General features: G+C 67.1%; 22 protein-coding genes. 9 read left to right on the top strand and 13 right to left on the bottom strand.

Annotated elements, in window-relative coordinates:
* Nucleotides 1–37 precede the first annotated feature (37 nt).
* Both fadD6 and ABIA30_RS13495 read right to left on the bottom strand, forming a co-directional pair.
* Nucleotides 38–1810: a long-chain-acyl-CoA synthetase FadD6 gene (gene fadD6 / locus ABIA30_RS13500; RefSeq protein ID WP_370066048.1), complete on the bottom strand. Its 1773-nt coding sequence runs from the start codon at nucleotides 1808–1810 to the stop codon at nucleotides 38–40.
* Nucleotides 1811–1821: 11 nt separating this feature from the next.
* Nucleotides 1822–2388 (bottom strand): TIGR00730 family Rossman fold protein, encoded by a 567-nt coding sequence (locus ABIA30_RS13495; RefSeq protein WP_370066046.1) that lies wholly within the window; start codon nucleotides 2386–2388, stop codon nucleotides 1822–1824.
* A gap of 92 nt (nucleotides 2389–2480) precedes the next feature.
* Here ABIA30_RS13495 and ABIA30_RS13490 point away from each other — a divergent pair, with 92 nt between their 5' ends.
* Entirely contained in the window at nucleotides 2481–3269 is a 789-nt protein-coding gene (locus ABIA30_RS13490) for a type VII secretion target (protein WP_370066044.1), read from the top strand.
* On the opposite strand, the gene ABIA30_RS13485 is transcribed toward ABIA30_RS13490, so the two are convergent.
* The 3 genes from ABIA30_RS13485 to dapE form a co-directional block, all read right to left on the bottom strand.
* Complete coding sequence (locus tag ABIA30_RS13485) at nucleotides 3266–4855, bottom strand: ABC-F family ATP-binding cassette domain-containing protein (RefSeq protein ID WP_370066042.1); 1590 nt, start codon at nucleotides 4853–4855, stop codon at nucleotides 3266–3268. The genes ABIA30_RS13490 and ABIA30_RS13485 overlap by 4 nt on opposite strands.
* Nucleotides 4856–5015: 160 nt before the next feature.
* The gene (locus tag ABIA30_RS13480) at nucleotides 5016–5390 is read right to left on the bottom strand and encodes an RNA-binding S4 domain-containing protein (protein ID WP_370066040.1); all 375 of its coding nucleotides are present in this window, start codon (nucleotides 5388–5390) and stop codon (nucleotides 5016–5018) included.
* On the bottom strand, nucleotides 5387–6451 hold the full coding sequence (dapE, locus tag ABIA30_RS13475) for a succinyl-diaminopimelate desuccinylase (protein ID WP_370066038.1): 1065 nt from the start codon (nucleotides 6449–6451) through the stop codon (nucleotides 5387–5389). Before dapE ends, ABIA30_RS13480 begins: the two co-directional genes overlap by 4 nt.
* Before the next feature lie 106 nt (nucleotides 6452–6557).
* Between dapE and ABIA30_RS13470 the strand changes: the two genes are divergently transcribed.
* The 4 genes from ABIA30_RS13470 to dapD are packed head-to-tail and all read left to right on the top strand — an operon-like array spanning nucleotide 6558 to nucleotide 9205.
* On the top strand, nucleotides 6558–7286 hold the full coding sequence (locus ABIA30_RS13470; protein WP_370066036.1) for an SDR family NAD(P)-dependent oxidoreductase: 729 nt from the start codon (nucleotides 6558–6560) through the stop codon (nucleotides 7284–7286).
* 1 nt (nucleotide 7287) lies between these two features.
* Complete coding sequence (locus ABIA30_RS13465; RefSeq protein ID WP_370066034.1) at nucleotides 7288–7722, top strand: nitroreductase/quinone reductase family protein; 435 nt, start codon at nucleotides 7288–7290, stop codon at nucleotides 7720–7722.
* Entirely contained in the window at nucleotides 7719–8270 is a 552-nt protein-coding gene (locus ABIA30_RS13460; RefSeq protein WP_370066032.1) for a TetR/AcrR family transcriptional regulator, read from the top strand. Before ABIA30_RS13465 ends, ABIA30_RS13460 begins: the two co-directional genes overlap by 4 nt.
* Nucleotides 8271–8281: 11 nt before the next feature.
* Nucleotides 8282–9205 (top strand): 2,3,4,5-tetrahydropyridine-2,6-dicarboxylate N-succinyltransferase, encoded by a 924-nt coding sequence (gene dapD / locus ABIA30_RS13455; protein ID WP_370066030.1) that lies wholly within the window; start codon nucleotides 8282–8284, stop codon nucleotides 9203–9205.
* Between the two features lie 74 nt (nucleotides 9206–9279).
* Here dapD and ABIA30_RS13450 read toward each other — a convergent pair whose 3' ends face one another.
* Both ABIA30_RS13450 and ABIA30_RS13445 read right to left on the bottom strand, forming a co-directional pair.
* Nucleotides 9280–9705 (bottom strand): PPOX class F420-dependent oxidoreductase, encoded by a 426-nt coding sequence (locus ABIA30_RS13450; RefSeq protein WP_370066028.1) that lies wholly within the window; start codon nucleotides 9703–9705, stop codon nucleotides 9280–9282.
* 59 nt (nucleotides 9706–9764) lie between these two features.
* A complete protein-coding gene (locus tag ABIA30_RS13445) occupies nucleotides 9765–11162 on the bottom strand; it encodes an acyl-CoA synthetase (RefSeq protein WP_370066026.1) in 1398 nt (465 codons plus the stop codon).
* 88 nt (nucleotides 11163–11250) lie between these two features.
* On the opposite strand from ABIA30_RS13445, the gene ABIA30_RS13440 reads away from it, so the two are divergent.
* Nucleotides 11251–11763 (top strand): NUDIX domain-containing protein, encoded by a 513-nt coding sequence (locus ABIA30_RS13440; RefSeq protein ID WP_370066328.1) that lies wholly within the window; start codon nucleotides 11251–11253, stop codon nucleotides 11761–11763.
* Here ABIA30_RS13440 and ABIA30_RS13435 read toward each other — a convergent pair.
* Nucleotides 11737–12684: a proline dehydrogenase family protein gene (locus ABIA30_RS13435; RefSeq protein ID WP_370066024.1), complete on the bottom strand. Its 948-nt coding sequence runs from the start codon at nucleotides 12682–12684 to the stop codon at nucleotides 11737–11739. The genes ABIA30_RS13440 and ABIA30_RS13435 overlap by 27 nt on opposite strands.
* Before the next feature lies 1 nt (nucleotide 12685).
* Entirely contained in the window at nucleotides 12686–14308 is a 1623-nt protein-coding gene (pruA, locus tag ABIA30_RS13430; protein ID WP_370066022.1) for an L-glutamate gamma-semialdehyde dehydrogenase, read from the bottom strand.
* Between the two features lie 81 nt (nucleotides 14309–14389).
* Between pruA and ABIA30_RS13425 the strand changes: the two genes are divergently transcribed.
* On the top strand, nucleotides 14390–15952 hold the full coding sequence (locus ABIA30_RS13425; RefSeq protein WP_370066020.1) for a PucR family transcriptional regulator: 1563 nt from the start codon (nucleotides 14390–14392) through the stop codon (nucleotides 15950–15952).
* A gap of 26 nt (nucleotides 15953–15978) precedes the next feature.
* Here ABIA30_RS13425 and dapC read toward each other — a convergent pair whose 3' ends face one another.
* Together dapC and fdxA are read right to left on the bottom strand one after the other, a co-directional pair.
* A complete protein-coding gene (gene dapC, locus ABIA30_RS13420) occupies nucleotides 15979–17064 on the bottom strand; it encodes a succinyldiaminopimelate transaminase (protein ID WP_370066326.1) in 1086 nt (361 codons plus the stop codon).
* A 31-nt stretch (nucleotides 17065–17095) separates the two neighbouring features.
* The gene (gene fdxA, locus ABIA30_RS13415) at nucleotides 17096–17416 is read right to left on the bottom strand and encodes a ferredoxin (RefSeq protein WP_370066018.1); all 321 of its coding nucleotides are present in this window, start codon (nucleotides 17414–17416) and stop codon (nucleotides 17096–17098) included.
* 256 nt (nucleotides 17417–17672) lie between these two features.
* On the opposite strand from fdxA, the gene ABIA30_RS13410 reads away from it, so the two are divergent.
* Nucleotides 17673–18230, top strand: coding sequence for a PadR family transcriptional regulator (locus ABIA30_RS13410; RefSeq protein WP_370066016.1), 558 nt, complete (start codon nucleotides 17673–17675; stop codon nucleotides 18228–18230).
* Nucleotides 18227–20242 (top strand): FAD-dependent oxidoreductase, encoded by a 2016-nt coding sequence (locus ABIA30_RS13405; RefSeq protein WP_370066014.1) that lies wholly within the window; start codon nucleotides 18227–18229, stop codon nucleotides 20240–20242. The genes ABIA30_RS13410 and ABIA30_RS13405 overlap by 4 nt, the downstream gene beginning before the upstream one ends.
* A gap of 75 nt (nucleotides 20243–20317) precedes the next feature.
* Here ABIA30_RS13405 and ABIA30_RS13400 read toward each other — a convergent pair whose 3' ends face one another.
* The gene (locus ABIA30_RS13400) at nucleotides 20318–20782 is read right to left on the bottom strand and encodes a DUF2231 domain-containing protein (protein ID WP_370066012.1); all 465 of its coding nucleotides are present in this window, start codon (nucleotides 20780–20782) and stop codon (nucleotides 20318–20320) included.
* A gap of 104 nt (nucleotides 20783–20886) precedes the next feature.
* Entirely contained in the window at nucleotides 20887–23382 is a 2496-nt protein-coding gene (locus ABIA30_RS13395; RefSeq protein ID WP_370066324.1) for a bifunctional FO biosynthesis protein CofGH, read from the bottom strand.
* Nucleotides 23383–23846: the final 464 nt, after the last annotated feature.

Raw genomic sequence — 23846 nt, 5'->3', positions numbered from 1 at the left:
ACGTCGACTGCACGACCCCCAGGCTAGCGAACCACCACTACCGTGGCTTCTTACCGTCCTTGACCTCTTCGGCGTACTCGGCATAGAAGGGCAGGTAACCCTCGTCCCGGCCGGACAGCACGTAGAGCGGGTCGGTCACCTCGGCTCCATAGCCCTGCTTGCGCAGATCGACCTTCTGGCTCTTGAAGGTCGAGGTATGTGCCAAGGTCTCCACCACACGGACGAACAACGGCACCGCGTAGGCGGGCAGGTTGCTGTACGCAGCACGCGCCAGCGCCGCCCCGTCGAACTCCGCGCCCGCGCGCAGCTGCACCGCGACCATGCCGGCGCGGCCACCGCAGCCGGGCACCTCGACACCGTAGACCGTGCACTCCTCGATCTGACTGTCGGTGCCCAGCGCCGCCTCGACCTCGGTGGTGGCGACGTTCTCGCCCTTCCACCGGAACGTGTCGCCAAGGCGGTCGGCGAACGCGGCGTGCGCGAAGCCCTGGGCCCGCATCAGATCGCCGGTGTTGAACCAGACGTCGCCGTCCTTGAAAGCGTTGCGTACCAACTTCTTTTCGCTGGCCGACTTGTCGGTGTAGCCGTCGAACGGCTGCAGGCTGTTGACTTTGGAGAGCAACAGGCCCGGCTCGCCGCGCTTGACCCGGCGCAGCCGGCCGTCGGCGGCCCGGGCCGGTTCCCCGGTCTCCAGGTCGTACTCGACGTAGGCCACCGGGGACGGGCAGATGCCGGTGGATTTGTCGATGTTCAAGACGTTGAGGAAGGCGCTGTTGCCTTCACTGGAGGCGTAGAACTCACACACCCGCTTGATGCCGAAACGCTCGGTGAACTCGTCCCAGATCGCCGGACGCAGTCCGTTGCCGGCGATGACGCGAACCTTGTGCGCCCGATCGGTGGGCTTGGGCGGCTGGTTGAGCAGGTAGCCGCAGATCTCGCCGATGTAGATGAAGGCGGTGGCGTCGTGCTTGATGATGTCGTCCCAGAACCGAGACGCAGAGAACTGCTTGCCCAGTGCCAGCGTGGAACCGGAGTTCAGCACCGACGACACCGCGACCGTCAGCGCGTTGTTGTGGTACAGCGGCAGACAGCAGTACAGGGTGTCCTCGCCCTTGAGCCGCAGACCCAGGCCGCCGAACCCACCGAGAGCCCGCAACCAGCGGAAATGCGTCATCACACTGGCCTTGGGCAGGCCGGTGGTGCCCGAGGTGAAGATGTAGAACGCCTTGTCCTTGGCCTGCACCTGGTCGGTCACCGCCGGGTTGGCGGCAGATGCTCCGACAGAGAACTGGCGCAGCTCATCGACGCTGATCAAGGCGCTGGTATCGGCGCCACTGCCGGTGATCTCATCGACCAGATCGGCCTCGGCGACCAGCACCTTGGCACTGAGCAGACCGATGCTGTGGGCCAGCACATTGCCGCGCTGGTTGTAGTTGAGCATGCCGGCCACCGCGCCGCACTTGACCGTGGCCAGCATGAGCAGCACCGCGTCAGGCGAATTGCGCAGCATGATGCCGACGACGTCGCCGCGCCCGACGCCGCGCCCGGCCAGTACCGCGGCGTACCGATTGACCGCCGCGTTGGCCTGGAAATAGGTGATCTGGCGATCCTCGAACTTGATGAAGACCCGATCGCCGTAGCGGGCGGCCCGCTCCTGGAACACCTTCCCGATCGAGGTGTGGCTGTCGGGGCGAGCCGCGAATCCGGTGACCACGCCGCGGACCATCGCGGGCGCATCAGCCAGGAACGCCGGCAAACGGGTGGCGATATCGAGCAGGCCAACCCCGGCACGTGAAGTGTCGTCACTCATGCCGGTCAACCCTAGTGAGCCGACACACCGGCCTCACACGCAGCCATCGCCGTGTCGACGTCCTTGGTCACCACCAATCGGTCCAGCGCCGCCTGCGACACATACCCCGCGGGAACCAGCGAGTGCAACCAGGTCAGCAGACCGTCGTAATGGCCGGATGGATCGAGCATCACCAGCGGCTTGTCGTGCATGCCGAGGTAGCCGGCCGTCCAGGCCTCGAAGAACTCTTCAAGGGTGCCGACGCCGCCGGGCAGCACGACGAAGGCATCAGAGCGGTCCTCCATGATCTGCTTTCGTTCGCGCATGGTGTCGGTGACGATCAGCTCGTCGGCGGCGGTGTCGGCGAGTTCGCGGTGCACCAGCTTTTTCGGGATGACTCCGACGGTGCGGCCGTGGTGTGCCCGGGCGCCGTCGGCGACCGCACCCATGGCCGACACGTTGCCTCCGCCGGACACCAGGGTCCAGCCACGCTGCGCGATGGCCCGGCCGACGTCGCCGGCCAAGGCGAGCAATTCGGGGTGTCGCGGCCCGGACGCACAGTAGACACAGATGGCTCGGGTGGGGTTGGTCTCTGACACAGCGCAACCGTAGACGAGATGCAAAATGCTGCCGGGTGCGGCGCCTGACCGGCCATAGGATTGACACCAACAGGTCATCTTGAGGGGTTGGAATGACTGATCGGTTGGACGTCGACGTCGAACGCATGCTGGGCATCTCGAATCTGCATGCCGCGGTATCCGAATCGCTGGGGGCCTTGGACACCGCCGGGCCACCGACCGGTGCCACGCACGGCTTGGTCGCCTCCACTGTCAGCTCGGTACTGGACGGAGTCCTGGCCAGCCGTGGCAACGCCTTACGTTCCACTTCAGCGTCGGGCCAGCAGATCTCGACGTTGTTGCGGGGTGCCGCCGAGGCTTACCGGGCCGGCGACGAAGAGAGCGCGCACCGGCTGATGGCCGCCGCCGAGTCGATGCAGGGATCGCCGAGCGTGGGGTCCGCCGCGACGGCTGTCCCCACTCCGACTGCTTCCGCGCCGGCTGTCTCCGCGCCGAGCGCTTCCGGTGCGGGACAGTTGGGCCAGGTGCTCGGCCAGGTGGGCCAGGTGGTGCAGTCGATCACCCAACCGATCCAGGGACTGGCACAAGCGTTGGGACAGTTGCCGGCGCAGCTCCTCGGCGGCGCGGGCGGCATCGGCGGAGCGGCCGGGCTCGGCAACGTGGCGCCGTCGGACAGCTCGATACCGACGGCTCATGACGCGGCCGGTGGCGGCCACTCCGACGGATCCGATGCCACCCACGCCCATGACAAGAGCCACGATCAGCCCGAGAAGTCCGATGAGCGTGCCGAGGACGCAGGCGTGCCGCACAACAAGCCCGTCGGGGAATCGGCGGCTGCGGCGATCGAACTCAAGCAGGATGCCCCGGCACGACGTCCTGCCCAGACCCGACCGCAGGACTAACCCGACAGCGCGATGCGCCGTTCGATGCCGATGGCGTCAAGGAAACGTTGATCGTGGCTGACGACGATGAACGCACCTCGATAGGCGTTCAGTGCCGCTTCCAGCTGCGCGACGCTGACCAGGTCGAGATTGTTGGTGGGTTCGTCGAGAAGCAGCAGGTGCGGGGCCGGCTGGGCGTTGAGTACGCAGACCAACGTTGCCCGCAACCGTTCACCGCCGGACAGCGCTTGGACCGGCAGCTGAATCCTGTTGCCGTGGAACAGGAACTGCGCCAGCAAGTGCATTTTTCGGGTGATATCCAAGGCCGGGGCCCAGGCCGTCAGGTTGTCGAACACGCTGCGCCGCTCGTCGAGTAGATCCAGGCGTTGCGACAGGTAGGCGCTGCGCGCGCCGCCGTGGATCACCCCGCCGGTGTCGGGCGATAGGTCGCCGCTGATCATCCGCAGCAAGGTCGATTTGCCGACACCGTTGCGGCCGGTCAGGGCGATCCGCTCGGGACCGCGGATGTCGAGGTCGATTCCCTTGTCGGCGAACAGCATCCGATCGCCACGGCGGACGTTGAGGCCGGCGGCGTGCAGCAGGGTGCGACCGGCAGGCACCTCGGTCTCCGGCAGGTCCAGGACGATGGTGTCGTCGTCGCGCAGCGCGCGTTCGGCATCATCGAGACGGCTTCGTGCGCTGTCCACGCGCCTGGCATGCATGTCGTCGGCGCGGGCAGCTGATTCTTGCGCGTTGCGCTTGAGTTGCCCGGCAATGATTTTCGGCAGACCGGCGTTCTTGAGGTTGCGGGCGGCGGTACCGGCCCGGCGGGCGGCACGTTCCCGGGCCTGCTGCATCTGGCGCTTCTGGCGTTTGAGTTGCAGCTCGGCATTGCGGACATCGGCTTCGGCCACCCGCTGGGCATCGGCGACCACGGCCCGATACTCGGTGAAGTTACCACCGTAGAACTGGATTTCCCCGTCTCGCAGTTCGGCGATCCGGTCCATTCGGTCCAGCAGGGCGCGGTCGTGACTGATCACCAACAAGGTTCCCGGATATTGGTCCAATTCGCCGTAGAAGCGTTGGCGTGCATCGGAATCCAGATTATTCGTAGGTTCGTCGAGCAGCAGGACAGTCGGCCGTCGCAGCAACTGTGCAGCCAGGCCCAAAGTGACCACCTCTCCCCCGGATAGGGTGGCCAGCTTCCGGCCCAGCGCGACATCGAGCCCAAGCCTGGCCAGTTGCGCTGTGGAGCGTTCCTCGATGTCCCAGTCCTCGCCGATGGCGGCGAACACTTTTTCGGACGCGTCACCACAGGACAGGGCATCGAGCGCGGCCAAAACCGGTGCGATGCCGAGCAGTTCGGCGACCGTCAGTGCCGTGGACAACGTCAACGTCTGCGGCAGGTAGCCGACCGGGCCTGCCACGGTAACGGTGCCCGCACTCGGCTGAAGTTGTCCGGCAATGAGTTTGAGCAACGTGCTCTTGCCCGCACCGTTGGGCGCCACCAGCCCGGTACGGCCGCCGGGCACGGAGAACGAAAGATCATCGAACAATGTGGTGGTGTCGGGCCACGCAAACGACAGGTGGGAACAGGTAATAGACATGCTGGTACTCCAAGGTGACGCGGGCAGCACGCACCGCATTGAAAACAGGAACCGATCGACTCTCGGGATTACCCGGAGATGTCGTCGTCTCCCAGCATGTTTTCGGCCCACCTCGGTCGACAGCAGTTACGAGTATCACGGTACCCGGCGACGCAACTGATTATTCGGTCCCAGAATATCCGCGCAGCCGATCCAGCTGTCGCCGTTCACGTTTGGTGGGCCGGCCCGCGCCCCGGTCCCGAAGGGGAACCGCGGGCACGCTGACCTTGGACGGCGGCGGCGGGCTGCGGTCGATCAGGCATTCCGACGCGACGGCCGCACCCACCCGTTTGACGATCGGCCGGAGGACCTCCACGATGCGCTCACGCCCGTCGAGCCGTACCCGGACCTCATCGCCGGGACCCACCAACTGCGCCGGCTTGGCGGTGACGTCGTTTACCCGGACATGTCCGGCCCGGCAGGCAGCCGCGGCCAGGGACCGCGTCTTGGTGATCCGTACGGCCCAGATCCAGCTGTCGACGCGAACGCTGCTCAACTCGTCAGATACCGCCGCAGCATCTCGGTGGTCGCGGTGATCGCCGCTACCGACACCCGCTCATCGACCTTGTGGGCCAGGTTCGGATCGCCCGGGCCGTAGTTGACCGCCGGAATGCCAAGGGCGGCAAAGCGAGCCACATCGGTCCAGCCGTACTTGGCGCGCACCTGTCCGCCGGCCGCCGCCACCAAGGCAGCCGCCGCGGGCTGGGTCAGGCCCGGCAAGGCACCGGCCGCGGCGTCGGTCTGCACGATGGCGACGTCCAGGCCGTCGAACACCTCATGCACGTGGGCCAGGGCCTGCTCGGGGCTCCGGTCGGGCGCGAACCGGAAGTTGACGGTGACCGACGCGGCATCCGGGATCACGTTGCCGGCGATGCCGCCGTCGATCCGGACTGCCGACAGCCCCTCCCGGTAGACGCAACCGTCGATGTCCACCTGCCGGGCCTGGTAGCCCGTCAGCCGGTCCAGGACCGCACCGAGTTTGTGAATGGCGTTGTCTCCCAGCCACGAACGGGCCGAGTGTGCGCGGGTGCCGGTGGCGCTGATGATGACGCGCAGGGTGCCCTGGCAGCCCGCCTCGACGTAGCCGCCGGACGGTTCGCCCAGGATCGCCACGTCAGCGGTGAGCCAGTCGGGTAGTTCCCGCTCGATGCGACCCAGTCCGTTGGCGGACGATTCGATTTCCTCGCAGTCGTACATCACCAGGGTGATGTCGTGCGCGGGCTCGGCAATGGTCGCGGCCAGGTGCAGGAACACCGCGTCGCCGGCCTTCATGTCGGAGGTGCCGCAACCCCACAACTCGTCGCCGTCGAGGCTGCTGGGCAGATTGTCGGCGGCGGGCACGGTGTCGGTATGACCGGCCAATAGCACCCGACTCGGCCGGCCGAGGTTGGTCCGGGCCAGCACCGCGTTGCCGTTGCGGATCACCTCGAAGTGCGGCGCCTGCTCCTTGAGCGCGACCTCGATCTCGTCGGCGATGCGCTGTTCGTGGCGCGACTCGCTGGGGATGTCGACCAGGGCGGCGGTCAGGGCAATCGGGTCAGAGCGTAGGTCCAGCACCTGACCAGGCTATCGGCCGTCTGACCAACCCCGGAATAGACGGAGCGGTCCCGCAGTTACGTCCATCGAACTAGACAGACAGGTCTACTCAATAAGGAGCTTTGACATGGCCCACTCATCCACCCAGCAGATAGCCCTGGTCACCGGTGCGACGTCGGGCATCGGGCGCGCTGTCGCATTCGATCTGGCCCGCGACGGCTATTCGGTGATCGTGCACGGACGCGACGCCGCCCGAGGCGCCGACACCGTCCGGGAAATCCAGGCGCGAGGCGGACAAGCCAGGTTCATCGCCGCCGACCTCAACGACCCGACGGCGGTCGCCACCCTGGCCACCGCCGCAGGCGACGTCGACGTGCTGGTCAACAACGGCGGATTTTCCTGGTTCGGGCCTACTGCCGACCTCGACGTCGCCACCTTCGACGAACTGTTCGGCAGCAACGTGCGCGCCGCCTACCAACTCGTGGCGGCCCTGGCGCCCGGGATGGCCTCGCGCGGACACGGCAGCATCGTCAGTGTGGACAGCATGGCAGGTCACATCGGGATCGCCGGCGGCGCCGCGTACAGCGCCACCAAGGCATCACTGACCGCCATGACAAGGGCCTGGGCAGCCGAGTTCAGCCCGTCCGGTGTACGGGTGAACTCCGTCGCGCCAGGGCCGGTATTCACCGACGAATCCAAGCGCGACCTCATCGAAAACCTCGCCGCCACAACGCTGCTGAACCGTGGCGCCCAGCCCGAGGAAATCTCCGAGGTGATCGCCTTCCTGGTCTCCCCCAAGGCCGGTTACATCACCGGCGCAGTGATCCCCGTCGACGGCGGCCGGACGGCGGTGTGACATGACCACGGACAGGCTCACCCCAGCAGAGCAGGTCGCACTGTACGAAGCCACCGACGGTCGCGACGGCGGCACCTTGGAAGACCGGCCGGTGGTCATATTGACCACTGTCGGCGCCAAGTCCGGTGAACTCCGCAAGAATCCGATCATGCGGATCGTGGACGGCGACAACTACATCGCCGTGGCCTCGGCGGCGGGCGCGGCCAGCCACCCGGCGTGGTACCGGAATCTGGTGGCCAACCCACAGGTCTGGCTGCAGGACGGCGCCACCGTGCACCGGTTTCGGGCCCGCGAGACGTACGGTGCCGAGAAGGCCCAGACGTGGCTGATCGCCGAACGGTTCTGGCCGCACTTCCCGCAATACCGGGCCAGAGCCGGGCAACGCGAGATCCCGGTCATCGTGCTGGAACCAGTACCGGAAGGGGACAACGGATGAGCGCGCGGGACCGGCTGCTCGACGCTGCAAACGAACTCTTCTATTCCGAGGGCGTACAGACTGTCGGCATCGATCGCATCATCGAGCGGGCGGGCGTGGCAAAAGCCTCGCTGTACAACACGTTCGGGAGCAAGGACGAACTGGTCCGGGCGTACCTGCAGTCCCGGCATGCCGGTACCACCGACCGGCTCAACGCCGCGGTCGCGGCCCGAACCGACCCCGTGCAGCGGGTGCTCGCTCCGTTCGATGTACAGGCAGAGTTGTTCCGCCAGCCAGACTTTCACGGTTGCGCCTTCGTCTCCGCCAGCGCCGAAGCTCCCGAGGGCGGGGTCATCCAGCAGGCCGCCGACCAGTTCCGCGCGGACGTCCGGGCCCTGTTCACCGATTTGGCCCGGGACGCCGGTTTGGCCGATCCCGAGACGTTGGGCAGCCAGCTGCAGCTGATCTACGACGGGTCGGGCCTGAGCGCCCGAATGGACCGGGATCCCTCGGCCGCGGTCCGGGCACGGGCCGCAGCTGAGGTCCTGATCCGGGCGGCACTGCAGTAACCTCAAGCAACGTGACTTCTGCATCTGGCATCGGCATCGCGACCATCACCGCCGACGGAACGGTCCTGGATACCTGGTTCCCCGCCCCCGCCCTGTCTGCCGACGCCGCGGCCGGCCCCGTCCCCGCTGAGCTGGAAGCACTGGTCGGAGCCGACGACGATCGCGGCGTGCGCACCGAGATCGTGCGCACCACCATCGCTTCACTGGACGACAAGCCGGCCGACGCGCACGACGCTTACCTACGGCTGCACCTGCTGTCGCACCGACTGATCGCGCCGCACGGCGCCAACATGGACGGTGTCTTCGGCCTGCTGACCAACGTAGTGTGGACCAACTTCGGTCCATGTGCGGTCGAGGGCTTCGAGACGGTACGGGCGCGGTTGCGCCGCCGCGGCCAGGTCACGGTGTACGGCGTGGACAAGTTCCCGCGGATGGTGGACTACGTGCTGCCGACCGGCGTGCGGATCGCCGACGCCGACCGCGTCCGGCTGGGCGCGCACCTGGCTTCGGGCACCACTGTCATGCACGAGGGTTTCGTCAACTTCAACGCCGGAACCCTGGGCACCTCGATGGTGGAGGGCCGCATTTCCGCCGGTGTGGTGGTCGACGACGGCTCCGACGTCGGCGGCGGCGCCTCGATCATGGGCACACTGTCCGGCGGCGGCAAAGAGGTCATCTCGGTGGGCAAGCGCTGCCTGCTGGGCGCCAACTCCGGGCTGGGCATTTCACTTGGCGACGACTGCGTCGTCGAGGCCGGTCTCTACGTCACCGGCGGCACCAAGGTGACCACCGCCGACGGCCAGAAGATCAAGGCCGTCGAGCTGTCCGGCGCGAATAACCTTCTGTTCCGGCGTAATTCGCTGTCCGGCGCGGTCGAGGTGGTCAAGCGCGACGGCACCGGCATCACGCTGAACGAGGCGCTGCACGCCAACTGATTTCACTGCCGAGCGTGTGCTCGGGTGCGTGAATTCGATGGAATCTGGCACCCGAGCTCACGCTCGGCAGTTTTTCAGGTCCAGGGGCCGATGCCCGTCACCTTGTCGATGGTGATGCGGGTGAGGAAGCCAGGTGGCGCGTCCGGTGGCGGAAACTTGCCGTTGAACTCAGGCGCCATCACCTCCGTCAACCGCGTGAGCACCGCGGGAGCGCCACCTTCGACGATCCGGGCGGTACCGGTGATCGCCAGGTACGGCACCACCGACTCGGTGCCACGGTCGGCGCCGATGATGGTCAGCGCCACCCGGGGATCGCGCCGCGCGTTGCGGACCTTCTTGTGTTCGTTCAAGTGGGCGCTGACCAATTCGTCGCCGTCTGGGGTGGACTGCAGTTCCACCCACACGACCGATACCTGCGGACTGCCATCGGCATTCAGTGTCACCAGGGTTGCATTGACACCGGCCCCGATCAGGGCTCGGGCTTGGTCGTTCAGTTGCATGGCATCTACAAGCCGGCGGCGCTGGGTTCCATTCCCGGGCCACGGGCGCCCGCTCGCGGTCAGAGCAGCAGTTTCTTCTGCACCTTGCCCATGGCGTTGCGCGGCAGACTATCGACGATGCGCACTTCCCGCGGCCGCTTGTGCACCGAAAGCTGTTGTGCCACAAAATCGATGAGCTCCTGCGGCGACGCTGATCCGACCACGAACGCGACGATCCGCTGCCCCAGGTCATCGTCGGGCACACCGACCACGGCCACCTCGTCCACCCCGGGGTGACCCAGCAGCACCGTCTCGATCTCACCGGCTCCGATCCGGAAGCCACCTGACTTGATCAGGTCCACCGACTCCCGGCCGACGATGCGATGCATCCCGTCGGCGTCGATCGCCGCCACGTCGCCGGTGCGGTACCAGCCGTCGTCGCCCAGCACCTCGAAGGTGGCCTCCGGCCGATTCAGGTAGCCCTTGAACAGAGTCGGCGACAACACCTCCAGGCGCCCGATGCTTTCCCCATCGTGCGGCACCGGAGCGCCGTCGTCGCCGACCAGCCTGGTCTGCACGCCATCGAGCGGCAGCCCCACCCAACCAGGCCGGCGGTCGCCGTCCACCCGGGTGGACAGGGTGATGAGAGTCTCGGTGCTGCCGTAGCGTTCGACCGGTGCGTGGCCGGTGAGTCGCACCAGATCGTCGAACACCGGAACCGGCAATGCCGCACTGCCCGACACCAGCAGCCGGGCCTTCGACAGTTCCGCCGCTACCGCGGCATCCGCGACCACCCGCGACCACACCGTCGGCACCGCGAAATACAGTGAGCCGCCCGCCGCGGCATACCCGGCGGGTGTGGGCTTTCCGGTGTGTACGAAGCGATTTCCGATCCGCAGCGACCCCAGCAACCCGAGGATCAGGCCGTGCACGTGGAACAGCGGCAGGCCGTGCACCAGGGTGTCGTCCGGGGTCCAGGCCCAAGCCTTGGCCAGTGCGTCGATGTCGGCGGCGATGGCCCGGCGGCTGATCAGCACGCCCTTGGGCAGCCCGGTGGTGCCCGAGGTGTACATGATCAGTGCGGTGGCCTCCGGCGACGGTTCGGCGTACCGGTGCCAGGACCGGGCATGCAGGCGCACCGGGATATGGGGCAGCCCTTCGGTCTCGTCCGGGACTTCACCCAGCCACGCCTGGGCGCCCGAATCGGTGATCATGTGCCGGCGTTCGGCGGCGCCGACGTCGGCAGGCACCGGAACCACCGGCACGCCGGCGATCAGGCAGCCGGTGATGGCCAGCACCGTGGTGGCGGTGGGCTTGGCCAGCACGGCCACCCGTGCCGCTCCCCCGACGCGTTCGGCCACCGAGGTGGCCGCGCCGACCAGATCGCTGCGCGACAGCACCGCCCCGTCGATGGTGACGGCGTCGCCGATGTCGGCTCCGGCGGCGACGGCGGCTGGGTCCAGGGAAGTCAGCAACACGGTTGCGAGGCTACTCGCCGGCCCACTCGGCGATACTGGAACGGTGATCGAACGCGTCGGCTCTCGCGAGGTGTACCGCAATCCCTGGATGATCGTGCGGGAGGACGACATCCGCCGGCAGGACGGCTCAGCCGGGATCTACGGTGTGATCGTCAAGCCGACGATGGCGGTGGTGATCGCACAGAAGGGCGACTTGTACCGGCTGGTGGAGCAATACCGGTATCCAATTGGATTGCGCCGCTGGGAGTTTCCACAAGGCACCGCGCCCGGCACCCTGGACGGCGACGAGCCGCCGCCGGTGGAGCTCGCGGCCCGTGAACTGCGCGAGGAAACCGGTTTGCGCGCCGCGTCGATGGTCGTGCTGAGCCGCCAGGACGTCGCGCCGGGCATGAGCAGCCAGCGCGGCTGGGTGTTCCACGCCACCGGCATCACCGAGGGTGAGCACGAGCGCGAGCACGAGGAGCAGGACATGCGCAGCGACTGGTTCACCGCGGACCAGATCGAGGAGATGATCCGGGCAGGCGAGATCACCGACGCCCAATCGTTGGCCGCCTGGCTGCAGCTGCGGTTGCGGTCAGCGGCGCTCGGCGAGTGCCCGTAGGAAGAAGGTCAGGTTGGCCGGCCGTTCGGCCAGCCGACGGACGAAGTAGCCGTACCACTGCGACCCGAACGGCACATACACCCGGACGTGACTGCCGGCGGCAGCCAGGCGGCGCTGTTCGTCGTCGCGGATGCCGTACAGCATCTGGTATTCGAATTCGTCTGTACTGCGCCCGAATTCGCCGACCATGGCGGGGACCGCGGCGATGATCTCCGGGTCATGCGAGGCCACCATCGGATATCCCCTGCCGGCCATCAGCACCCGCAGGCACCGCAGGTAGTTCTCGCTCACCTGGCGACGATCCCGTAGTGCCACCGCGGCCGGTTCGTCGTAAGCGCCCTTGCACAACCGGATTCGGCTGCCGGCCAGGTCCCGGCAGTCACCGAGGGTGCGCTTGAGATAGGCCTGCAGCACCGTACCGAGCCACTCGAAATCGGAGCGCAGTGCACGGACGATCGACAGCGTCGAGTCGGTGGTGGTGTGGTCTTCGGCGTCCACGGTGACCCAGATGCCGAGATCACGGGCCTTCGAACAGATCAGGTGCGCGTTCTCCAGCGCGATCTTCTCGCCGTCGCGCGGCAGTTTCTGGCCCAGCGCGGACAGTTTCAGCGACACCTCAAGCGCCCGGGGCGTGCCGTCGGATTGCGGTCCGAGCGCGTCCAGCAACCCGAGGTAGGCCGACACCGTCAGATCAGCCGTGTCGGTATCGACGACGTCCTCACCCAGGTAGTCGATGGTGACGAATCTTTGCGAATTCGACAGCAACACAACAGAATCAAGCGCATCTGTCAGTTGTTCTCCGGGCACGAACCGGTGCACCACCGCGTCGGTCACCGGGATCCGTTCGATCGTGTGACGTAGCCGGTGGCTGCGGCCGGCGGCCAGGATGACGGGCCGAGCCACCCCGGTGAAGACCGACATGTCACACCTCCATGTGTGGGTAGTGGTGGTCGACCGGCGGGACGAAGGTTTCCTTGATCGACCGGGCCGAGGTCCAGCGCAGCAGGTTCAGCGCCGAACCGGCCTTGTCGTTGGTGCCCGACGCGCGGGAACCACCGAACGGCTGCTGTCCCACCACCGCTCCGGTGGGCTTGTCGTTGATGTAGAAGTTGCCGGCCGCGAAGCGCAGTCGTTGAGCGGCGGTCTGCACAGCGGTGCGGTCATCGGCGATCACCGCACCGGTCAACGCGTATTTGGCACCGGTGTCGACGATGTCGAGGACGTCGTCCCAGTCGTCGTACACGTGCACCGCCAGGATCGGCCCGAAGTACTCGGTGCTGAAGGCCTCGTCGTGCGGGTCGTCAGACAGCAGTACCGTGGGCCGGACGAAATAGCCTGTGCTGTCATCACATTGACCACCGACCGCGATGGTGACATGCGGGCGGCTCTTGGCGCTCTCCAGCGCCGTCACATTGCGCGCGTAGGCCCGGGCGTCGATCAGCGCGCCGCCGTAATTGGTCAGATCGGCAACGTCGCCGTAGCGCAGCGACTCGGTCGCCGACAGGAAGTCATCGCCCATCTTGTCCCATACCGAGCGGGCAATGAAGGCCCGGGAGGCGGCCGAGCACTTCTGACCCTGGTAGTCAAAGGCACCGCGAATCAGCGCGGTACGCAACACATCCGGGTCCGCGGAGTCGTGGGCCAGCACGAAGTCCTTGCCACCGGTCTCGCCGACCAGACGCGGATAGCTGTGGTAGCGCTCGATATTCGTCCCGACTTCTCTCCAGAGCTGCTGGAAGGTCGCCGTGGATCCGGTGAAGTGGATGCCGGACAGCCTCGGATCGGCCAGCACCACATCCGAGACCGCGTAGCCGTCGCCGGCCACCAGGTTGATCACCCCGGGCGGCAGGCCGGCCTGCTGCAGCACCAACATGGTCAGATACGCCGAAAAGGTCTGGGTGACAGAGGGTTTCCAGACCACGGTGTTGCCCATCAAGGCCGGCGCGGTGGGCAGATTGGCGGCGATGGCGGTGAAGTTGAACGGGGTGACGGCGTAAACGAAGCCGTCCAGCGGCCGGTAGTCGGTCCGGTTCCACACCCCGCGGCTGCTGATGGGCTGCTGCGCCAGGATCTGCCGGGCGAAGGCCACGTTGAACCGCCAGAAGTCGACCAGCTCGCAAGGCGCGTCGATCTCGGCCTGGTAGGCGGTCTTGGACTGCCCCAGCATGGTGGCCGCCGCGATCTTCTCGCGCCACGGTCCTGACATCAGATCGGCAGCTCGCAGGAACACCGCTGCGCGATCGTCGAATGATGTTGCCGCCCAGTCATCCTTGGCCGCCATCGCGGCATCCACTGCGGCACGGGCTTCGGTATGACCGGCGTTGACCAGGGTGCCCAGCACCGCGCGGTGGTGGTGCGGCTGCACGACCTCGATGCGCTGCTCGCCGGCCATGCTCGGGCGGCCGCCGATGATGTGCGGCAGGTCGATCGGGCCCTGGCTGAGCGTCGTCAACTCGCGCTGCAGGCGGTTGCGTTCCCCCGAGCCGGGGGCATAGTCACGGACCGGCTCGTTGGCCGGCAGCGGAACATCGGTGATGGCGTCCATCTCCCAAGAATCCGCTGATACGGGCGCCACACCTTTAGCCGATCCGACAAGGTTCGGCAACCTCGGAAGTAGGATCGGACAATGCAGGGTGTCGGGCTCGGCCAGCTGTTACTGGCCCTGGATGCGACCATGGTGACGCTGGTCGAGGCTCCGCGCGGCCTGGATCTACCGGTCACCACCGCCGCCCTCATCGATTCCGATGACGTGCGCTTGGGCCTGGCCGCCGGCGCGGGCGCAGCCGACGCGTTCCTGCTGCTCGGCATCGATGACGCGCAGGCCCAGGTGTGGCTGGATCGGCAACTGGTGCAACGGGTCCCGACGGCCATCTTTGCCAAGGAGCCGGCCGACGCACTTGTCAGGCGGGCTGTCGGCGCCGGCGCCGCAGTGGTGGCCGTGGAGCCTAGAGCCCGCTGGGAACGCTTGTACCGCTTGATCAATCACGTGCTGGAGCATCACGTCGGCCGCACCGACGCCCGGTACGACTCGGGCACCGACCTGTTCAGCCTGGCCCAATCGATCGCCGACCGCACCCGCGGTATGGTCAGCATCGAGGATGAAGGCTCTCATGTGCTGGCATATTCGGCTTCCAACGACGAGGCCGACGAGCTGCGCCGGCTGTCCATCCTCGGGCGGGCCGGACCGCCCGAGCACCTGGAGTGGATCGGCCAGTGGGGCATATTCGATGCCTTGCGCTCGGGGCGCGACGTGGTCGCGGTGGCCGAGCGGCCTGAGTTGGGCCTGCGGCCGCGACGCGCGGTGGGCATCCATCTGCCCGAACACGACGGGCGTCGAATACCTCGCTTCGCCGGCACCATCTGGGTTCAGCAGGGTTCCCGGCCGCTGGCCGACGACGCCGACCAGGTACTGCGTGGTGGCGCGGTGCTGGCAGCGCGCATCATGTCCCGGCTGGCCGCGACGCCGTCGACACATACGCTGCGGGTGCAAGAACTCTTGGGGCTGAAAGACTTTGACGACGACATCGGCCAGGTGGCGCGTGAGCTCGGGATCGCCGACGGCGGTCGGGTCACGGTGGTGGGATTCGCCGCGTCCGGGACCGCTCCGGCACGCCTGGACGAGGTACTCGCGCTGAGCGCCAGCGCATTTCGCCACGATGCTCAGGTCACCTCGCACGACGCCCGGGTGTACGTGGTGTTTCCCGACGCCGGCCGGGCGGTCAAGTCGTGGGTGCGCGGCACCGTCGCGGCGCTGCGCGCCGAGATGGGTCTGCAGCTGAGGGCAGTAATCGCCGGTGGCACAGTCGGTTTGGGTAGCGCCGCAGCGGCCCGCACCGAGGTGGACCGGGTGTTGGACAGCGCGACCAGACACCCCGGGGCGATCGCTGCGGTGACCTCGTTGGCCGAGGTTCGCACCACGGTGCTGCTCGACGAGATCGTCACGACGATCGGTACCGACCCGCGGCTGCGCGACCCGACGCTCGCGCGGTTGCGCGACCAGGAACCGGCGCTCGCCGAGACGTTGCGGGTCTACCTGGACAGCTTCGGCGACGTCGCCTCGGCCGCCGGCCAATTGCATGTCCACCCGAACACGGTGCGGTACCGGGTGCGGCGGATCGAGAAGCTACTGAACATCTCGCTGAACGATCCGGACACCCGGCTGCTGCTGGCGCTGGTCCTACGGGTCTAGGAGCCGCCGGCCGGCAGACAGGAAAACTAAGCCAGCCGGGATACCGCGGCGGCAATGCGTTCGTCGGTGGCGGTCAACGCAATTCGCACGAATTGCGCACCGCGCGGTCCGTAGAACTCGCCCGGGGCGACCAAGATGCCGCGCTCGGCCAGCCAGGCGACCGTCGCACGTCCGGACTCGCCGCGGGTGGCCCACAGATACAGCCCCGCCTCGGAATGCTCGACGGCGAACCCGGCGCCCCGCACCGCGGCGAGCAGCGCCGTCCGGCGCGACTCGTACCGCGAACGCTGCACCCGTTCGTGCTCGTCGTCGTCGAGCGCAGCGACCATGGCAGACTGCACCGGCGTCGGCACGATCATCCCGGCGTGCTTACGCACCGCCAGCAGTTCGGCGACCAGCGCCGGATCGCCGGCGACGAAGCCCGCGCGGTAGCCCGCCAGCGACGACGTCTTGGACAGCGAATGCACGGCCAGCAGGCCGGTGTGGTCACCGCCGCAGACATCGGGATGCAACACCGACAGCGGCTGCGCATCCCAGGCCAGACCCAGGTAGCACTCGTCGGAGGCGACAACCACACCACGCTCGCGCGCCCAGCCGACCACCTTGCGCAGATGGTCGACGCCCAGGACCGCTCCGGTCGGATTGCTCGGCGAGTTGATGAACACCAGCGCCGGGGTCTCCGGACCCAACTGGGTCAGTGAGTCGGCGCGAACAACCTGGGCACCGACGAGCCGGGCACCGACGTCGTAGGTGGGGTAGGCCAACTCGGGCACCACGACGGTGTCGGAATCGCCCAACCCGAGCAGCGTCGGCAGCCAGGCAATGACCTCTTTGGTTCCGATGACCGGCAGCACCGCGTGCTCAGGCAGATCGGTCACGCCGTACCGACGTTGCAGCGCCGCGACGGCCGAGGCGCGCAGGGCAGGCGTGCCTGCGGTCGCCGGGTAGCCGGGAGAGCCACCGGCCGCAGCGAGCGCTTCCCGGATGACCGGAGCTACCTCATCGACCGGCGTGCCGACAGACAGGTCGACGATGCCGTCCGGGTGAGCACGCGCCGTCGCGGTTGCGTCAGCCAGGGTGTCCCACGGAAATACGGGTAGTCGCCCCGAGATCGGCCCAGCGACGCGCGCTGCGCCGCTGGGGTCACTCACCCTGCGGGGGCAGGCTCTTCACCGCGTCGGGGTCGTTGTCAGTCTGACCGACCTTCGACGCACCACCCGGCGAACCGAGCTCGGTGAAGAAATCCGCGTTGTTCTGGGTGAAGCCGCTCCACTGATCCGGAACGTCATCCTCGTAGTAGATGGCCTCGACGGGGCAGACCGGCTCGCAAGCGCCGCAGTCCACGCACTCGTCGGGGTGGATGTACAGCATGCGTGCACCCTCGTAGATGCAATCGACCGGGCACTCTTCGATACATGCCTTGTCTTTGACGTCGACGCAGGGTTCGGCAATGACGTACGTCACCGGTTGTTCTCCTAGTCCAGTGGGCTGCTGGCTCGTCAGGGTGGGGCGAGCAGACGTCAGTATGGTGCGCCCATATCGAGACGTCCGTCTCAGTGTGACCTAACTTCACGCGCCGCCCGGTCCGGGTGGCGCGCGATTACTGATACTAAACGTCGCACATACCGTCCGACTAGTTGCCACCCTCAGTTTTTCCGGCTTTTGTTCCACCCATTGCAACTTGTTGCATAGAACCACCGGTTACACCTACGCTCACACCGTGGCCCTTCCCCACGCGATCCTGGTGGCGCTGTGCGAACAAACCGGCTCGGGTTATGAGCTGGCGCACCGCTTCGACCGGTCGATCGGTTATTTCTGGGCGGCCACCCACCAGCAGATCTACCGCACCCTGCGGGCCATGGAAGACGACGGATGGGTGTGCCCCGACGTCGTCGAGCAGCACGGCCGGCCGGACAAGAAGGTCTACTCGGTGACCGCAGCCGGACGCGATGAACTGCGACGGTGGATCGCGCAGCCACTGTCCGGCCGCGGCAGTTCGGTGACCGACTCCCGCACCCGCGACCTGGCGGTGAAGATCCGCGGCGCCTTGTTCGGCGACGTGTCTGCGGTTCATGCTCAGGTCGTCGCGCTGCGCGCCGAGCGCGCCGAATTGCTGGACACCTATTTGGGTTTCGAAAAACACCAGTTCCCCGATCCCTCGGCCCTGACCGGTAGCGCGCTGCACCAGTACCTGGTGCTGCGTGGTGGCATCCGGGCCGAGCAGGGCTCGGTGGACTGGCTCGACGAAGTACTGCTGACACTAGGAGCACAGGTATGACCACCCCGTATCCGAACCTGCTGTCCCCGTTGGACCTTGGCTTCACCACCTTGCGCAACCGGGTGATCATGGGCTCGATGCACACCGGCCTGGAGGACCGGGCCCGCGACACCGGCAAGCTGGCCGAGTACTTCGCCGAGCGGGCGCGCGGGCGGGTCGGGCTGATCATCACCGGCGGCTACGCACCGAACCGCACCGGCTGGCTGCTGCCCTTCGCCGCCGAGATGCTGTCGTCGGCCGACGCGCGCCGGCATCGACGGATCACCTCCGCCGTGCACGCCGAGGGCGGCAAGATCCTCCTTCAGGTGCTGCACGCGGGACGCTATGCCTACCACCCACTTTCGGTCAGCGCATCGTCGATCAAGGCGCCGATCAACCCCTTCCGCCCCCGGGCGCTGCGCGACGTCGAAGGCACCATCTCCGATTTCGTGAAGTGTGCGCTGCTCGCGCGCGAGGCCGGATACGACGGCGTCGAGATCATGGGCAGCGAAGGCTACCTGCTCAACCAATTCCTCGCGCCGCGCACCAACAAGCGCACCGACGCCTGGGGTGGCACCGCAGAAAAACGGCGCCGGTTCCCGGTGGAGATCGTCCGGCGCACCCGCGAGGCCGTCGGCGCAGACTTCATCATCTGCTACCGGATGTCCATGGCGGACTATGTCGAGGACGGCCAGACCTGGTCTGAAATCCTTGATCTGGCAACGGAAATCGAAGCCGCCGGGGCAACGATCATCAACACCGGCATCGGCTGGCACGAAGCGCGGGTGCCGACCATCGTCACCTCGGTACCCAACAGCGCGTTCGCCGACATCAGCAATGCGGTGGCCCAACACGTCAGCATCCCGGTGGTGGCATCCAACCGCATCAACATGCCGCAGTCGGCCGAACAGATACTGGCCGACGGTGCGGTGCAACTGATTTCGATGGCCCGCCCACTGCTCAGCGACCCGGACTGGGTACGCAAGGCCCAGCACGACGCGGCCGACGAGATCAACACCTGCATCGCGTGCAATCAGGCCTGCCTCGACCACGCCTTCGTGCACAAGACGGTGTCGTGTCTGCTGAACCCGCGGGCCGGGCACGAGACCACCCTGGTGCTGGGTAAGACCCGGGCTGCCCGGCAGATCGCCGTGGTCGGCGCCGGACCGGCCGGACTGGCCGCCGCAGTGACCGCGGCCCAGCGTGGGCACTCTGTGACCCTCTTCGAGGCCGGCGACCGGATCGGTGGCCAATTCGATTTGGCCCGAAGGATTCCCGGCAAGGAAGAGTTCAACGAGACGTTGCGCTACTACACCACCATGCTGGCCAAGTATCGGGTGGACGTGCGCCTGGGCACCCGGGTTTGTGCGCCGGAGTTGTCCGGGTACGACGAGGTGGTGCTGGCCACCGGGGTGGCGCCGCGGATGCCGTCCATTCCGGGCATCGACCACCCCATGGTGCTGTCATACGCGCAAGCACTGCAGGGCGCCCCGGTCGGCAAGCGGGTCGCGGTGATCGGAGCCGGCGGCATCGGTTTCGACGTCAGCGAGTTCCTGACCGTCGACGAGTCCCCCACCCTGAACCTCAAGGAATGGAAGGCCGAGTGGGGTGTTGCTGAGCCCGGCGAGACGCGTGGGTTCCTGGAGCCGCCGATCGTCCTGCCCGCAGCCCGCGAGGTGTATCTGCTGCAGCGCACCAAGGGCGCTCAGGGCCGGGGCCTGGGCAAGACCTCCGGCTGGGTGCACCGCGCATCGGTGAAAGCCAAAGGGGTACAGCAGCTTTCCGGCGTCAACTACGAGAAGATCGACGATGCCGGACTGCACATCAGCTTCGGGCCGGACCACTCCGACGCCCGGGTGCTCGAAGTCGACAACGTGGTGATCTGTGCCGGCCAGGAGTCGGTGCGCGACCTGGAACTGTCGTTGGTCGAAGCCGGGATCACCCCGCACGTCATCGGCGGGGCCGCGATTGCCGCCGAGTTGGACGCCAAACGGGCAATCCGCCAGGGCACCGAATTGGCGACCAAGCTGTAATCCCGGTCTCCGTCCAAACGGACGAAAGGGCCCCTTCTTTCCAGTAGAAGCGGCCCTTTCGTCGATCTCGGTGATCTACGACCCGGTGCCCCACACCGCGTGAGCACCGGAGTCACCGATCTGTACGACTTGATAGATCGTCGCCACAGCGATCACCACGGTCAACACCGCCACCACGATGCCCGCCAAGCCCCGTCGCTCCCCCAACCGCGAGCCCCAGCGGTGCAAGAAGGCCAGCGCCAACGACATCAGCAACAGACCGAGCACGAAGTAGATCGCAGTGTCGCCGAGTTCGGTGTGCTGGTGCAAGATCGGCGAAATCTGATCCTTCTGCTGATGCTCCAGCCATTCACCGGCCTCGGTGGTCAGCGGCGTCAGCACCGTCAGCACCACCGACAGTGCCAATACCAACCACACCAGACGCTCGCGCGCGGCAGTCCAGACCGCGCACAAAATCAGCAGAATCGCGGTCAGCGGCGCCAAAACCACGATGAAGTGGACGAAGAACGGGTGCGCGGGGATGTCACCGATGGTGTTCATGTGTCCAAGCGTGGCACCCGGAACCTGAGGGCGCGCACAAACCGCACGACCGGTGCGGCGTGTCGCACGCAGACCCGCACGCTCACACCAAACGGGCAGGAAAGCTAGGCGGCACGCTCGGTGTAGGTGGTGGTGCGCTGGCGGGCCGGCCGGCCGATACCGGAGGCGATCTCCACCAGTTCCTCGACCGACTTCGCCGAACCGTTCTCCGAGCCGGCCATCCGCGAGATGGTCTCCTCCATCAAGGTGCCGCCCAGGTCATTGGCACCGCCGCGCAGCATCACCCGGGTGCGCTCGACGCCGAGCTTGACCCACGACGTCTGGATGTGAGAGATCCTGCCGTGCAACATGATCCGCGCCAATGCGTGCACCGCGCGATTGTCCCGGTGGGTCGGCCCCGGCCGCGCGCCACCAGCCAGGTACAGCGGCGAGGACTGGTGCACGAACGGCAGCGGCACGAACTCGGTGAACCCACCGGTCCGGTCCTGGATCGACCGCAGCACGTTCAGGTGCCCGACCCAGTGCTTCGGAGTATCGACATGCCCGTACATCATGGTCGAGCTCGACGGCAGCCCCACCTCGTGCGCAGTGGTCACCACGTCGATCCATTCCGAGGTCGGCAGCTTGCCCTTGGTCAGCACCCAGCGCACCTCGTCATCGAGGATCTCCGCGGCGGTACCGGGAATCGAGCCCAGCCCGGCCTCGCGCAGCGACGTCAGCCACTCGCGCACCGACAGCCCGCTGCGAGTGACGCCGTTGGCGATCTCCATCGGCGAGAACGCGTGTACATGCATCGACGGCACCCGGGCCTTGACCGCGCGTACCAAATCGGCGTAGCCGGTGACCGGCAGCTCGGGGTCGATACCGCCCTGCATGCAGACCTCGGTAGCGCCGGCGACATGGGCCTCCCACGCACGCTCGGCGACATCGTCCGTGGATAGCGAGTAGGCATCGGCGTCGCCCTTGCGCTGCGCGAACGCGCAGAACCGGCAGCCGGTGTAGCAGATGTTGGTGAAGTTGATGTTCCGATTCACCACGAAGGTCACGTCGTCACCGACAGCCTCGCGCCGCAGCGAATCGGCAAGAGCGGCAATGGCCTCCAGCGCTGGACCGTCTGCGGTGGCCAGTGCCAGGTATTCGTCGTCAGAGCAGCCGGCCGGGTTCTTCTCGGCCGAGCGCAACGCCGCCAGCACATCGGTGTCGATCCGCTCGGGCGCCCGAGCGGCAAGCTCGGAGACCTTCTCGCGGATGGATTCCCAGTCGCCGAACGCACTGCCCAGATCGCTGCGAGTCTCGGTGAGACGGCCTTCGGAGTCGATGGCGGTGTGCAGGTCGGTACGCCCCAACGACTCCGACGCCTCGTCGGGTTCCTGCCAGGGCCGGCCGACGGGATTGACATCCAGTGCCAATCCGTCGTCGGCGGCCAGCGCTTCGACGTGTCCGCGCACCCGCGGGTCGATCCACGCCACACCGGCCTGTACATAGGTCGGCTGCGCGGTCAGGCGTTGCACCAGGTCGTAACCGGCTTCGGCGGTGACGGCGGCCAATTCGTCCAATGCCGGCCACGGGCGCTCGGGGTTGACGTGGTCGGGAGTCAGCGGCGACACCCCACCCCAGTCATCGACACCGGCACCGATCAACGCCAGGCACTCTTCCCGCGACACCAGGTTCGGCGGTGCCTGCACCCGCATCTTGGGCCCCAGCACCAAACGGGTGACGGCCACAGTCGCCAGGAAGTCAGCGATACCGGTGTCGGGCACCGCGGCCATGGCGGTGTGGTCCTTGGCCCGGAAGTTCTGCACGATGACTTCCTGGACGTGCCCGAACGCCTTGTGCGACTTGCGGATAGCGTGCATGGTCTCAGCACGCTCGGTCAGCGTCTCGCCGATGCCCACCAACAGGCCGGTGGTGAACGGGATCGACAGCCGACCTGCGTCATCGAGGGTGCGCAACCGCACCACCGGGTCCTTGTCCGGGCTGCCGTAATGCGCCTCGCCCTTGGTCTCGAACAGTCGCCGCGATGTCGTCTCGAGCATCATGCCCATCGACGGCGCCACCGGCTTGAGCCGTGAGAGCTCCGACCAACTCATGACGCCGGGGTTCAGGTGCGGCAGCAGCCCGGTCTCTTCGAGCACCCGGATGGCCATGGCGCGCACGTAATCCAGGGTGGAGTCATAACCACGTTCGTCGAGCCACTGCCGGGCCTCGTCCCAACGCGCCTCGGGCCGATCACCCAGGGTGAAAAGCGCCTCCTTGCAACCCAACTCGGCGCCGCGGCGGGCCACGTCGAGAATCTCGTCGGGCTCCATGTACATGCCCAGGCCGCGGGCGCGCAGCTTGCCGGGCACAGTGACGAACGTGCAGTAGTGGCAAGTGTCCCGGCACAGATGGGTGACCGGGATGAACACCTTGCGCGAATAGCTGACCGGCAGCCGCCCATTAGCGCCGCGGCGACCGGCCGCTTCCAACCCGGCATCGCGCACCCGTGCCGCGCTGGCACACAGATCAGCCAGATCGTCGCCGCGGGCTGTCATCGCGATGGCCGCCTCGTCGACGTTCAGGGCCACGCCGTCGCGGGCACGCCGCAGCACCCGTCGCATCGCGGCGGAGCCGACAGGGATGGGCGGAATGAGCGGATTGGGCAGATCGACGCCGTGCTGGGGGTTCAGAGCCACTCCCGCATAACCCCTGAACAGACGAAATTCATCCGCCACACCGGCCGCGACCTACGCATACCGGTCACAGTAGTCGCCATCCCAAAGTGTCCTTACGACGCGCCTGCACAAAAGTTGTTCAAACCCGGCGCCGACAATTGACGGCACAGTAAGTTCCAGGCAGAAGGGGACTACAGACCTCGAGGGAGCCGATATGGGAACCGCAGTCCGCTCGTATTCGACGGCGGGTCTGGCCGCCCTGGCCGCGACCGCCATCGCGCTACCAGCGGTGACGCCGGCTGGACCGGTCCTGCCGCCAACCCACACCGTCGCCATGGTCTCCGATGCCCCGGCCCGGGCATTCGGGGTACGGCTGCTGAGCTCACTCGAACAAATCCCGGCGGCGGCCA

The sequence above is a fragment of the Mycobacterium sp. MAA66 genome (genome assembly GCF_041261665.1).
Lineage (GTDB): Bacteria > Actinomycetota > Actinomycetes > Mycobacteriales > Mycobacteriaceae > Mycobacterium.
Note: the sequence above shows the minus strand (reverse complement) of the source record. Positions and strands in the feature narration are given on the sequence as shown.

Bases quoted from the DNA above. Each gene is read 5' to 3' on its own strand.
- fadD6 (WP_370066048.1), bottom strand. From the start codon at position 1,810: ATGAGTGACGACACTTCACGTGCCGGGGTTGGCCTGCTCGATATCGCC.
- ABIA30_RS13490 (WP_370066044.1), top strand. From the start codon at position 2,481: ATGACTGATCGGTTGGACGTCGACGTCGAACGCATGCTGGGCATCTCG.
- ABIA30_RS13485 (WP_370066042.1), bottom strand. From the start codon at position 4,855: ATGTCTATTACCTGTTCCCACCTGTCGTTTGCGTGGCCCGACACCACC.
- ABIA30_RS13470 (WP_370066036.1), top strand. From the start codon at position 6,558: ATGGCCCACTCATCCACCCAGCAGATAGCCCTGGTCACCGGTGCGACG.
- ABIA30_RS13465 (WP_370066034.1), top strand. From the start codon at position 7,288: ATGACCACGGACAGGCTCACCCCAGCAGAGCAGGTCGCACTGTACGAA.
- ABIA30_RS13460 (WP_370066032.1), top strand. From the start codon at position 7,719: ATGAGCGCGCGGGACCGGCTGCTCGACGCTGCAAACGAACTCTTCTAT.
- ABIA30_RS13450 (WP_370066028.1), bottom strand. From the start codon at position 9,705: ATGCAACTGAACGACCAAGCCCGAGCCCTGATCGGGGCCGGTGTCAAT.
- ABIA30_RS13440 (WP_370066328.1), top strand. From the start codon at position 11,251: ATGATCGTGCGGGAGGACGACATCCGCCGGCAGGACGGCTCAGCCGGG.
- ABIA30_RS13435 (WP_370066024.1), bottom strand. From the start codon at position 12,684: ATGTCGGTCTTCACCGGGGTGGCTCGGCCCGTCATCCTGGCCGCCGGC.
- pruA (WP_370066022.1), bottom strand. From the start codon at position 14,308: ATGGACGCCATCACCGATGTTCCGCTGCCGGCCAACGAGCCGGTCCGT.
- ABIA30_RS13425 (WP_370066020.1), top strand. From the start codon at position 14,390: ATGCAGGGTGTCGGGCTCGGCCAGCTGTTACTGGCCCTGGATGCGACC.
- ABIA30_RS13405 (WP_370066014.1), top strand. From the start codon at position 18,227: ATGACCACCCCGTATCCGAACCTGCTGTCCCCGTTGGACCTTGGCTTC.
- ABIA30_RS13400 (WP_370066012.1), bottom strand. From the start codon at position 20,782: ATGAACACCATCGGTGACATCCCCGCGCACCCGTTCTTCGTCCACTTC.
- ABIA30_RS13395 (WP_370066324.1), bottom strand. From the start codon at position 23,382: ATGCGACGGGTGCTGCGGCGTGCCCGCGACGGCGTGGCCCTGAACGTC.